Source organism: Streptomyces sp. AP-93 (genome assembly GCF_022808175.1).
In the GTDB taxonomy this organism is placed as follows: Bacteria; Actinomycetota; Actinomycetes; order Streptomycetales; family Streptomycetaceae; genus Streptomyces.
In genome coordinates this window covers 133,102-145,345 of the sequence record NZ_JALGBX010000004.1, presented here as the reverse complement: position 1 = coordinate 145,345, position 12,244 = coordinate 133,102, and the positions used below count along the sequence as shown (strand labels likewise).

The 12,244-nt window shown below is 72.1% G+C and carries 8 protein-coding genes and 1 pseudogene; 6 read left to right on the top strand and 3 right to left on the bottom strand.

All coding sequences use genetic code 11. The features are described 5' to 3' along the window. Positions 1-36: 36 nt before the first annotated feature. On the bottom strand, positions 37-2,763 hold the full coding sequence (locus MTF69_RS08440; RefSeq protein ID WP_243332143.1) for an alpha/beta fold hydrolase: 2,727 nt from the start codon (positions 2,761-2,763) through the stop codon (positions 37-39). A gap of 425 nt (positions 2,764-3,188) precedes the next feature. Here MTF69_RS08440 and MTF69_RS08435 point away from each other — a divergent pair, with 425 nt between their 5' ends. From MTF69_RS08435 to MTF69_RS08415, 5 genes are all read left to right on the top strand, one after another. Continuing rightward, positions 3,189-4,739 carry an ATP-dependent DNA ligase gene (locus tag MTF69_RS08435; RefSeq protein WP_243332142.1) on the top strand — a complete coding sequence of 517 codons (1,551 nt, stop codon included), beginning with the start codon at positions 3,189-3,191 and terminating at the stop codon, positions 4,737-4,739. Between the two features lie 63 nt (positions 4,740-4,802). Next, on the top strand, positions 4,803-5,468 hold the full coding sequence (locus MTF69_RS08430) for a helix-turn-helix domain-containing protein (RefSeq protein WP_243332141.1): 666 nt from the start codon (positions 4,803-4,805) through the stop codon (positions 5,466-5,468). A 17-nt stretch (positions 5,469-5,485) separates the two neighbouring features. Next, positions 5,486-5,641, top strand: coding sequence for a DUF6126 family protein (locus MTF69_RS08425; protein WP_243332140.1), 156 nt, complete (start codon positions 5,486-5,488; stop codon positions 5,639-5,641). A 64-nt stretch (positions 5,642-5,705) separates the two neighbouring features. Next, the gene (locus MTF69_RS08420) at positions 5,706-6,788 is read left to right on the top strand and encodes a dihydrodipicolinate reductase (RefSeq protein ID WP_243332139.1); all 1,083 of its coding nucleotides are present in this window, start codon (positions 5,706-5,708) and stop codon (positions 6,786-6,788) included. Beyond that, positions 6,785-7,264, top strand: coding sequence for a carboxymuconolactone decarboxylase family protein (locus MTF69_RS08415; protein WP_243332138.1), 480 nt, complete (start codon positions 6,785-6,787; stop codon positions 7,262-7,264). The genes MTF69_RS08420 and MTF69_RS08415 overlap by 4 nt, the downstream gene beginning before the upstream one ends. A 94-nt stretch (positions 7,265-7,358) precedes the next feature. On the opposite strand, the gene MTF69_RS08410 is transcribed toward MTF69_RS08415, so the two are convergent. Further along, positions 7,359-9,014 carry a GMC oxidoreductase gene (locus MTF69_RS08410; RefSeq protein ID WP_243332136.1) on the bottom strand — a complete coding sequence of 552 codons (1,656 nt, stop codon included), beginning with the start codon at positions 9,012-9,014 and terminating at the stop codon, positions 7,359-7,361. Positions 9,015-9,463: 449 nt separating this feature from the next. Next, positions 9,464-10,120, bottom strand: a complete 657-nt coding sequence (locus tag MTF69_RS08405) for a DUF6629 family protein (RefSeq protein ID WP_243332135.1) — start codon at positions 10,118-10,120, stop codon at positions 9,464-9,466. Between the two features lie 682 nt (positions 10,121-10,802). Here MTF69_RS08405 and MTF69_RS08400 point away from each other — a divergent pair. Further along, a pseudogene (locus tag MTF69_RS08400) lies at positions 10,803-12,241 on the top strand (glycosyl hydrolase family 28-related protein); the annotation flags it as partial. Positions 12,242-12,244: the final 3 nt, after the last annotated feature.

The following is a 12,244-nucleotide window of genomic DNA, read 5'->3' as shown; positions in this document are numbered from 1 at the left end:
CCGAGTTCGGGTTTGCGTTCACATCCGTCGCGGTGTTCATGCCGCGCCTCCGATCAGGGTGAGGAACGCGTCTTCCAGCCGCCGGTGCGGTCCCACTCCCGACACCGGCACCTCCAGCCGTACGAGTTCGGCGATCAGCTCGGCAGCGCTCGCGCCGTCCAGCCGTACGAGCAGACCGTCCTCGGCGTCGGCCACGGACTCCACTCCCTCCAGCGCGGCGATCTTCCCGACGATCGCCTCGTCCACCGGCTCGGCCAGCGACACCAGCAGGACGTCCCCGCCGCCGGTGATCTCGGCGACCTCGCCCGCCTGGACGAGCCTGCCGCGGTCCATGACCACCAGGTGCGTGCAGGACTGCTCGACCTCCGACAGCAGGTGGCTGGAGACGATGACCGTCCGCCCGCCGGCCGCGTACCGGATCATCACGTCGCGCATCTCGCGGATCTGCGGCGGGTCCAGACCGTTGGTCGGCTCGTCGAGGATCAGCAGGTCCGGCATGCCGAGCATGGCCTGCGCGATCGCGAGGCGCTGGCGCATGCCCTGCGAGTACGTGCGTACCGCCCGCTCCAGCGCGTCGCCGAGCCCGGCGATCTCCAGGGCCTCCTCCATGTGGGAGTCCCCGGCGGGGCGGCCCGTGGCCTGCCAGTACAGCTCCAGGTTGGCGCGCCCCGTCAGGTGCGGCAGGAAGCCGGCACCCTCCACGAACGCCCCGACGCGCGAGAGGACGGGCGCGCCGGCCCGTACCTGGTGTCCGAAGACCCGGATCTCGCCGGCATCCGGACTGATCAGGCCCATCAGCATCCGCAGGGTCGTGGTCTTGCCCGCGCCGTTGGGCCCGAGCAGACCGAGCACCTGGCCCTTCTCCACCCGGAAGGACAGGTCCCGTACGGCGTAGCGGTCCTGCGCCTTGGCATAGCGCTTGGTCAGCCCCGTGATCTCCAGCGGTACGCCGGCCAGCGCCGGGTCGGGCTGCGCTGCGCCCGCCCGCCCGCCGCCCGGCCCCCGGCCGGTCCTCCGGGTCCCCACCAGCGCCGCGGCCAGCAGCGCGGCCCCGAGCGGCATCCACCAGGTCCAGGCGGGCAGCCCGGAGGACGCCGTGCGCACCCCGGCAGCGACGGGCACGGCCAGCGGGCCCTGCGCCGAGACGGTGTAGGACGCAGGCGCGGCCGGGGAGGCGTAGCCGAGGTCGGTGGCGGCGACGACGAGCCGCAGCCGGTGCCCGGCCTCGACCGCGTGGTCGATGGCGGGCAGCCGCAGCTCGACGGTCTTGTCCTGCTGCGCGCCCTCCACCCGCACCGGGGCCACCAGCTGACTGGGCAGCACCTGCTGGCGCCCGTCGGGGCTGACGTCGTACACCTTGCCGAACAGGACGGCCGAACCGTCCGCAGCTGTAGACCTCACCTTTAGGGTGATGGTCGGGGTCCCGGTGATCCGGGTTTCCCCGGTCAGCGGCTCCGAGTCGAACCGGGCGTTCTGCCCGGGGAAGTCCAGCGAGAGGCCGCCTCCCAGGGCGGCGAGCTGCCCGCCGATGCCCGGCAGCGCGGACAGCGCGGGCGGGGCCGCGCCCGCCGGGTTGGCGAAGGTCTGCTCCCGGCCGGTCAGGGCGAACTCGCGCGGCCCGGACAGCAGCCCCGGATAAGTGGAGCCGCTCGCTCCGCGCAGCGTGACCCGGCCGTCGGTGGAGTCGATGCCGCCGGAGCGCGAGACGCGGAAGGCGGGGCCGGTGTCCACGGCCGTGTCGTCCTTGAGGTAGCGGTCGAACCAGGTCTTCACCCGGTCCTCGACGCGGTCGGCCTCGCGCATGCCGCCGTCGTGGCCGCCGGCCGCCCAGTCCACGGAGACGGGCGCGCCGTTGGCGGCGATCGCCCGGGCCATGGCATCGGCCTGGTCCAGCGGGAAGAGGGAGTCGTCCTGGCCCTGCGTGATCAGGGTCGGCACCTTGATCGCGCCGCCGACCGCCGAGGGACTGCGCCGCTCCAGCAGCGCGCGGGCCTCGGGGTCGGGCTTGCCGGCCACCGCGACCCGTTCGTACATGGCGCACAGCTCCGGCTGGAAGCGTCCGCAGCCCGGCGCGCCCGGGGGCGCCTGCGGGGCGGCGCCCGCGCCGGAGGCGCCCGGCTGCAGACCGCCCGCGGAGCCGGTGGTGAAGAAGAGGCCGGCCCACAGCTTCTTGAAGACGCCGCCGGGGAAGAGGGAATCCGCCAGGTTCCAGTAGGTGATCGAGGGGGCGATGGCGTCCACGCGCGGGTCGTTGCCTGCCGCGAGCAGCGAGATCGCGCCGCCGTAGGAGCCGCCCGCGAGTCCGGCGCGCGGATCTCCGGCCGCGTCGAGGCGCACCCCGGGCCGGGCAGCGATCCAGTCGATCAGCCGGGAGACGTCCTTGACCTCGTGGTCGGGGTCGTTCAGCCCGATCTTCCCGCCGGAGCGGCCGAAGCCGCGCGCGGACCAGGTCAGCACGGCGTAGCCGTCGCGGGCGAGGCGCTCGGCCTGCGGGCGCACGTCCTCCTTGCTGCCGCCGAAACCGTGGGCGAGGAGGACGGCGGGACGTTTCGCCCCGCCGTCCCCCGCGGTGTCCCCGCCGGTGAAGTACGAGATGTCGATGCCGGCGCCGGGCATGTCGAGGACCTTGTCCTCGCGGCGCACGGACGGAGCGTCGCCGGCCGCGGCGGTGGCCGTGAGGGTGCCCGCCCCCGCGACGACGGCGAGCGCGGCCGCGCCCGCGAGCAGGCGGCTTCGGCGGCGCCGGGGCAGTCGGAGCTTCATACGGGAACCCTAAGCGTTGGGCCTCCGGTGACCGCGCTCCCGCAGGCTGAACTGCGGACGTCCTCAAGGACTACACGGCCCGCCGGGTGTACCGCGCCTGCGGTATGCGGGGCGGGGCGGGGCCGCCCGCGGAGTCCGACTCGGAGTCCGGCCCCGGTAGCTGGCCCCCGGCCCCGGTACCCGGCCCCCGGAATCGGAACGCCTGGCGGGGTCGGCCCGGGGCCGGTCTTTCCCCCACCCCGCCCCTTCCCGAAACTGGGGCTCCGCCCCAGACCCCGCGCCTCAAACGCCGGCGGGGCTGGATTTTCCGGACCCCGCGCCTCAAACGCCGGCGGGGCTGGATTTTCCGGACCCCGCGCCTCAAACGTCGGCGAGGCTGGATGTGCTGGGCTGCGGCGCCCGCCGCTCGGCGGGAGGATGGCCGCATGCTGCTGGCCGAGGTCGCGCGCGTGTCCCGGGAGGTCGCCGAAACCTCCGCCAGGTCGGGGAAGACCGCCCTGCTCGCGGAGCTGTTCGCCGCCGCGCCCGCCGGGGAAGCGGCCCTGGTCGTCTCCTACCTCGCCGGGCGGCTCCCGCAGGGCCGCCCGGGGATCGGCTGGCGCGCGCTCGCCGGGGAGAGCGCACCGGCCGCCGAAGCCACCCTGACCGTGACGGACGTCGACGAGGCCGTGACCCGGCTCGCCGCCGTGGCCGGGGCCGGCGCCCAGGCCGAGCGCCGCCGGATCCTGGACGCCCTGCTCGGCGCCGCCACCGAGGCCGAGCAGCGGTTCCTGCGCAGCCTGCTCGGCGGGGAGGTGCGTCAGGGCGCGCTCGACGCCGTGGCCCTGGACGGGGTGGCGGCCGCGGCCGGGGTGCCCGCCGCCGCCCTGCGCCGGGCCGCCATGCTCGACGGCTCCCTGCCCCGGGTGGCGGCGGCCGTGCTCGCCGACGGGGCGGCGGCCCTGAGCGAGGTCACCCTGCGCGTGGGGCAGCCCGTACAGCCGATGCTGGCGAACACCGCCAAGTCGGTGGCGGCGGCGCTGGCCGCGCTCGGGCCGTGTGCGGTGGAGGAGAAGCTCGACGGGATCCGGGTGCAGGTCCACCGCGAGGGGGACGACGTACGGCTGTACACGCGCTCCCTCGACGAGATCACCGACCGGCTGCCGGAGGTGGCCGAGCTGGCCCGGTCCTTTCCGGGGGACCGGTTCATCCTCGACGGGGAGGTCATCGGACGCTCCGCCGAGGACGGGCGGCCGGTGCCGTTCCAGGAAGTGGCGAGCCGGGTCGGCTCCCGCGCCGACGTCGAGGCCGCCCGGCGGACCCTCCCGGTCGTCCCCTACTTCTTCGACGTGCTGGTGGCGGGTGACCGCGTACTCCTCGACCTGCCGGTGCGCGAACGGTACGCGGCGCTCACCGCCCTGGTACCGGAGGAGTACCGGGTAGGCCGGCTCGTGGTCGAGGACCCGGCGGCGCAGGCGGCCGAGGCGGAGGAGTTCTGGACGCGCACCCTGAGCCGGGGGCACGAGGGCGTGATGCTCAAGGCCCTCGACTCCGCCTACGCGGCCGGCCGGCGCGGCAAACACTGGCTCAAGGTGAAACCGGTGCACACCCTGGACCTGGTCGTGCTCGCCGTCGAACGGGGCCACGGCAGGCGCACCGGTCTCCTGTCCAACCTCCACCTCGGCGCCCGGACCGCCGACGGCGGCTACGCGATGCTCGGCAAGACCTTCAAGGGACTCACCGACGAGATGCTGCGCTGGCAGACCGAACGGCTCGGCGAGCTCGCGGTCGAGGACGACGGCCACACGGTCCGGGTGCGCCCCGAACTGGTGGTGGAGATCGCCTACGACGGCCTGCAGCGCTCCCCGCGCTACCCGGCCGGGGTCGCCCTGCGCTTCGCGCGCGTCCTGCGCCACCGCCCCGACAAGCGGGCGCAGGACGCGGACACGGTGGAGAGGGTGCTCGCGGGCCCGCCCGGGCCCGGCGACGGCCCGTAGGAGCGCTTTGCCTCAGAGGCAACGCGGTTTGCCAGAGGGGTAAGGATCTGGCTCAATCGGGGCATGACAACCGGTCCTGCCCCCGGCCCAGGCGAAGCGGACGACACCGTCCCGGGCGAAACTGCCCCCGAAGCCGAGCTGCCCACCGTGGCCCCGCAGCTGCGCGATCTGCGCCGCCGGGCCGGGCTCACCCTGGAGGCCGCCGCCGCCCGGGCCCGGCTCTCGCCGGCGCACCTGTCGCGGCTGGAGACCGGCCGCCGCCAGCCCTCGCTGCCGCTGCTGCTCGGGCTCGCCCGCACCTACGGCACGACGGTCTCGGAGCTGCTCGGGGAGACCCCGGCCGTCGCCGATCCCATCGTACGGGCCGGCGGCCTTGGTGCCCGCGAGGCGGACGGCTGGACGTACTGGCAGGCAGGCGGCTCCGGCCGCGGGATGCAGGCGTTGCGCGTGCACGTCCCCCACGGCCGCAGCCAGGGCGAGCTGGTCCGCGTACATCCCGGGGAGGAGTGGCTGTACGTGCTGCAGGGGCGGCTGCGGCTGCACCTGGGGGAGAGCGAGTACCTGCTGGAGCCGGGAGACAGCGCCCACTTCGACTCGCTCACCGCGCACCGGATCGGCGCCGCCTCGGCCGCCGGGGCGGAGCTGCTGTTCGTCCACACCCTGCTGCAGAGCAGCCTCGCCGGCCTGTGCCTCGGCGGCGGCGCCGTTACGACCACACACCACCGATAGGCGAGGAGCCGTACGCCATGCCCGAAACGCAGGACACGCAGCAACCACGGCAAGCGCAGCAGTCGAAGTTTCCGCGCGGTCTCGTCATCCGGCTCATCGCCTACTTGTTCGTAGGTCACCTGTTCGCGTTCTTCGTCTACCTGCTGTTCGTGCTGGGTGCGCAAAACCAGTGACAGCGGGCCGGAATTTCCGTACACGGCTCTAGGAACCTACAGGTCCTGAAGCTACCCTCCGCGCATGATTTCCACGGTTGTCTGGGGTACCGGCAACGTCGGCCGTTTGGCCATCCGTGCCGTAGAGGCCCATCCGGCGCTGAAGTTGGCCGCCGTCATCGTCCACAATCCAGAAAAGGTCGGCCGCGACGCCGGTGAACTCGGCGAACTCGACTACGAGACGGGCGTCGTGGCCACCGACGACATCGAGGCGGTCCTCGCGGCCCGTCCGCGGGCGGTCGTCTACGCGGCGTCCGGCGACATCCGCCCCGACGACGCGCTCGCCGACATCACCCGGGCGATCCGCTCCGGGGCCGTCGTCGTGAGCCCCGCCCTCTACCCGCTCTACGACTACCGCAGCGCCCCACCGGAGTTCCTCGATCCGGTGACCGCCGCGGTCGCGGAGGGCGGCGGTTCGCTCTTCGCCTCCGGCGTCGACCCCGGCTGGGGCAACGACGTGCTCCCGCTGCTGCTCAGCGGGCTCGGCACCCGGATCGACGTCATCCGCTGCCAGGAGATCTTCGACTACTCCACCTACGACCAGCCGGACTCCGTCCGCTACCTCATCGGCATGGGCCAGCCCATGGACTACGAGCCGATGATGCTCATGCCGTCCATCCCGACCATGGTGTGGGGCGGGCAGATACGGATGATGGCCCGGGCCCTCGGCGTCGAACTCGACGACATCCGCGAGACCGTGGAGCGCCGCGCCCTCGACACCACCGTCACCACGCGCACGATGGGGGAGTTCGAGGGAGGCACCCAGGGCGCCGTCCGCTTCGAGGTGCAGGGGATCGTCGAGGGCGAACCCCGCATCGTCATCGAGCACGTCACCCGCATCCACGCCTCCTGCGCCCCCGACTGGCCGGCCCCGCCCGACGGCGGCGACGGAGCCCACCGGGTGATCATCGAAGGCCGCCCGCACATCGAGGTCACCATCGAGGCCACCGACGAGGGCGAGAACCGCTCGGCCGGCGGCAACGCCACCGCGGTCGGACGTCTCGTAGGAGCCATCGACTGGCTGGTGGAGGCCGAACCGGGGCTCTACGACGCCCTGGACGTCCCCCTGCGCCCCGCCGTCGGCAAACTCGGAAGGAAACTTTCATGAGGATCGACATCCCCGAAGGCCAGCACCCCATCGAGTACGTGTGGGGCGATCTGGTACCCGGCATCGGCATGGCCGCCGCCAACTTCTCGCTGTCGGTGTACGCCCACACGACCCTGGGGCTGCGGGAGTTCGAAGCGGCACGGCTGTGCGTCGCCCAGATCAACGGCTGCGTCTTCTGCCTGGACTGGCGCACGGACCGGGACGGGGAGAAGGTCGAGGACGAGTTCCCCGAGGCCGTCACCGAGTGGCGCACCACGGACCGCTTCGACGAGCGCACCCGGCTCGCCGCGGAGTACGCGGAGCGGTACTGCCTGGACCACCACGGCCTGGACGAGGAGTTCTGGGAGCGGATGACGGCCCGCTACAGCCAGGTGGAGATCGTGGAGCTGACGATGAGCATCGGCTCCTGGCTGGCCTTCGGCCGGCTCAACCACGTGCTCGGCCTCGACAGCGTCTGCGTGCTCCCGGGCCACTGAGCGCGGAGCGCGGAGCGCGGAGCGCGTGCGGTGCGCACACGGTCCGGGGCCGTCGGAGGATCCGACGGCCCCGGTCTTCGTGCTGTCCGCCGCCCTACAGGTCGGTGGCGATGATCTTCTCGATGTTGCGCTCGGCGAGCGCCGTGATGGTGACGAACGGGTTGACGCTGGTGTTGCCGGGGATCAGCGCGCCGTCGATGACGTACAGGCCGGTGTAGCCGTGCAGACGGCCGTAGTTGTCGGTGGCCTTGTCCAGGACCGCGCCGCCGAGGGGGTGGTAGGTGAGGTGGTCGCCCCAGATCTTGTTGGTGCCGAAGAGGTCGGTCCGGTAGATCGTCCCCTCCTTCGAGTTGATCTTGTCGAAGATGGTCTTCGCCATGGCGATGGACGGAGCCTTCCACGCCGTCTGCCAGTCCAGCTCGACCCCGCCCGTCGAGGCGTTGTACGTGAACTGCGCGCGGTTCGGGTTCTTCGTGATCGACAGGTAGAACGAGGCGTACGTCTCGATGCCGGTCGGCAGCGGCGCCACCTCGGCGAACGCGCCGCCCGCCTCCCAGTTGTCGATGCCGCCGCAGGGGATGGCGGCCTGTACCTTTCCGGTCGCGTCCCACATGTGGTTCGCCCGGCCGCACATGACGTTGCCGTTGTCGCCCCAGCCCTTGCCGATCTCGCTGTTCAGGTTGGGCAGGGCGCCGGTTGCCTTGAGCCGGACGAGCAGCTTGCTGGTGCCGACGCTGCCGGCGGCGAAGAACACCTTGTCCGCGACGACGGTCTTCGTGCCGACGGTGTCGCCCGTGGTGTTGATCTGGTCGATGACGACCGTGTACCCGCCGCCGGAGGCCGGAGAGACCGAGGTCACCTTGTGCAGGGGCGAGATGGTGACCTTGCCGGTGGCCTTGGCCTGGGCGATGTAGGTCTGCTGGAGGGACTTCTTTCCGGCGTTGTTGCCGTAGAGGATCTCACCGGCGACGGCGGACTTGGGGACGGTCCCGGCCACTTCCTGCTTCATGTAGTCCCAGTCGTACACGTCGGGGACGAAGACGAAGGGGAACCCGGCGCGTTGGGCGTGCCTGCGGCCGACGCGGGAGAACTGGTAGCAGTCGACGCTTTCGAACCAGGCCGGGTCGATCAGGCTGACGCCCAGTCCCGCGTTGGCGCGCGGGTAGTAGGTGTCGTACATCTCGTCCGCGTTGACGGTCGGCAGGACGGCGCCGAAGTTCGCGCGCTTCGGGGTGACCGCCATACCGCCGTTGACCAGCGAGCCGCCGCCGACGCCGCGGCCCTGGTAGACGATGATCCCGCCCATCTCCTCGGCGTCCAGGATGCCGGTGTAGCGCGGTACCGCCTTGTCGATGGGGAAGCCCAGGAAGTTGCTCAGCGGCGCCTTGGTCTTGGTGCGGAGCCAGTAGGCGCGGTAGTCCGGGGTGGTCGTGTTGCAGAAGATCTTGCCGTCCGAGCCGGGGGTGTCCCAGGCCATGCCCATCTCGATCATGTGGACGTCGACGCCGGCCTGGGCGAGCCGCAGGGCGGCGACGGAACCGCCGTACCCGGTACCGATCACGAGGGCCGGTACGTGCGCTCCGTTGTCGATGGGGCCGGCGGCGGCCGCGCCGGCCGTGGCGGCCTGGGCCTGGGACGGGGCGATCTGACCGGCAAGGGCCATTGCGCCCAGGATGGAACCCGTTCTACCGAGAAATCCTCGACGCGAGACGCCGTTCTGGTTCGTTTTGTGCAGGCCTTTGTCGCTCATGTGAGCTTCCTCACTCTAGGCGGAATGAGAACGAGTTCTACTGCCGAGCGCTTGCGAAGTCACTAGATACGTCAAGGCGTCTTTCCTGGGCGGCGGCCGTGGGCGGTGCCGGTTCGCGGCCCGCGGAAGGGGGTTGAAGGTCCCATCGGACGCTGGGAACGACGACCCGCTGTGGACGGCCGGTGCGCCCGGAGTGACGCGAGCGCCCGGGGGATCGGGCCTGCGGGTGAGAAGTGCCCGCTCGAATCCACCACGTCAGAAGTCGAACGCGTTGCGGGGAGCCCCGCCGCCCCGGTGCGGCGGGGCTTTCGGCGCACCCAGCCACTCCGCCGTGGCTGCATCCGGTGGGCTCCGAGGCCGAAAAGCGACAAACCGCAAGGTGGGCCCGTGGCCGGCGCCCGAATCTTTTTACCTTCGCCGCACGCTCCTGTTCGCCGCCCGGGCCGGTGTTACAGGCTCGGCGCACCCCGGCCGGCGCCCCCGCGTACAGAAGGGGAACGCGCGCGGTCGCCGGTCCAGACCAGGATCAGGGTCGAGGCGGCCGCCGCGAAGGCGCACCAGCTGGAAGCGAACTCCAGCCTCCACAGGGCGGCGCAGGCGACGGCCCCGGCCGCCAGGAGGAGGCCGAGGAGTCGCAGCAGCCGGTCTCCCGAGAGGAGCAGGGCGCCGAGCGTGGCGAACAGGTAGCCCGTCAGGACCAGGGGCATCCACGGGACGTTCACGCCGTACCCGAGGGTGTGGCCGCGGACCTCGGCGCTCACCGGGCGGGTCGCCAGGCAGTACGAGAGGTACGCGCCGATGGCGAGTCCGACGGCGGCAGGCCAGTGCAGCCGGGGCCTGAGCTCGGGCGCGGCGGCGAGCAGCACCCCGAGCGGCACCCACACGGGCAGCAGCGGGAGGGCGATCACCGCCCAGGCGGTGGTGGCCGGACCGCAGCCGCCGCCGGAGTTCCAGACGGCGGCCTCGATCAGCTGGTGCGCGCCCAGGATCAGCGGGAGCGCGGCGACGGGCAGGTCCCGGGCGCGCCGGGTCCGGACCAGGCAGGTGATCCCGACGGCGGTGATGACCGTGCCCGCCGTCAGATCGGCCGTCGCGCTCCAGCACATGAGGCCCTCCCCGTCCCACGGTAGGCCGTGGCGTGAACGTCTGCCACACCATGGATCCGTGGGAGAATTTGACAAGGAGCAGAAGAATCCTGCGCGACTCTTGCCGTGTTTGCGTGCGGGGTCCTACTGTCCCGGCCATGCCCCCAAGAAGAGGCGCCCGCAGAAGAACCGTCGCCGCGGGCGGCGATCACCGTGGCCACCCTCGGTCCTGGCGCTCTGGGCGCGAGCACGGCCGAAGCCCGGCCCAACACCGCGGTCCCCGCGGCGTCGGCCGGGCCGCCCTCGACCCACACTGGTCGCGCCTCTTGGCCCTACAACCAGTACCGTTCCTTTTCGCTGCGCGGAAGTGATCTCTGCGTAGTGGCACGCCCCGAACGGTCTTGGGCGCACTGGGTTCCGGCTTTCGCGGCCCGGTCGGCGACACACATCATGTGCGTGGTCCGTTCCGGGAGGTCCGGTTCCCTCACGACCTGGCCAAGTGGATGCGGCCAAAGGCGACGGGGAGGCCCTGAACCATCACTCCGGTGGAGCAGGGGCCCCGCACGCTGGCACCGCACCCGGCGTCCCAGATCGCACCAGCGACGCTACCCGACCAGGTACGGCGCCCCGCAAGCTGCCAATCGGACAACCACCCAATCGAGCTAACGTGTTTCGGCGCGCCCCCCTGCGAGCGGTTGGCGACCCCTTCAGCAACGACCCGCAGGCAGACCTCCTGCACCCCGACTGGTGGATCACCGAGCGCGCCTGTGTCCCGGCGGCCACCACCCCGGCCCCGGTCATCGCCAAGCCGTTCCGCCCCACCCACATGTACGACGAGCAGCGCCTGCTCCTGGGCCGCACCCACCGGGCGGGCGACAGGATCCGGCTCACGGTCCCGGCCGGGAGCCCCGCAGCCTGGACGGTCATCGACCTGCTCGACTCGCAGCGCGTCGGCGCCCCGCACGTGGAGGCGGCGGCCGCCAACGCCCTCCTCTTCGGCGCCGACCCGACGGGCCGCCGGGACTCCGCCGACGCCATCGACCGGGCCATCGCCTTCGCCAAGCGCCACCGGCTCCCGGTCTACCTGCCGCCGGGCACCTACCAGGTCAACCGGCACATCATCGTGGACGGGGTCACCCTCACCGGCGCCGGCAGCTGGTACACCACCGTCAAGGGCAAGGGCGTCGGCTTCTACGGCAGGGAGGCCGCGGACGGCGGCAGCCGGAACGTCCACCTCTCCCGCTTCGCCATCGAGGGCGACGTCCGCGAACGCGTGGACACCGACCAGGTCAACGGAGTCGGCGGCTCGATGAGCGACTCCACCATCGACTCCCTCTACATCCACCACACCAAGGTCGGCCTCTGGTTCGACGGCCCGATGAGCAACGTGAAGGTCACCCGCAACGTCATCACCGACCAGATCGCCGACGGCCTGAACTTCCACACCGGAGTCACCGACTCCCTCGTGCAGGACAACTTCGTCCGCAACACCGGCGACGACGGCCTCGCGATGTGGGCGGAGAAGACCACGAACGCCCGCAACACCTTCGACCACAACACCGTGCAGAGCCCCACCCTGGCCAACGGCATCGCGATCTACGGCGGCGCCGACACCACCGTCTCCGGAAACCTCGTGGCCGACCCGGTCCGGGAGGGCAGCGCCCTGCACGTCGGCTCCCGCTTCGGAGCCGAACCGTTCACCGGCAGCCTGCGGATCTACGCCCTGGACCGCAGCATCGACCAGGCGGACATCCAGTCACCGGCAACTCCTTCCTGGACAGCACCTACAACGCGATCATGCTGGTCAGCGACTGGCCGGTGAAGGACAAGGTCCGCATCGAGAACGCCCACTTCAAGGACGTCCGGGTCGACGGCACCGGCACCTCGGTGGTCAGCGCCCGGGTGGCCGGCTCGGCGAGCTTCGAGAACGTCGACGCCCGGAACGTGGGCGCCGTCGGCGTCAACAACTGCGGCTCCTTCAACTTCCCCGCCACCGGCTCGGAGTTCACCCTCGTCGACCGCGGCGGCAACGACGGCGGCGGTACGACGGGACCCTGGCTGGCCGGCTGGGAACTGCCCAATACCCTCACCTGCGACGACCGCCCGCCCGTCGTCGCCCCACCGGCGCCGGGCCCTTGGTGAGCG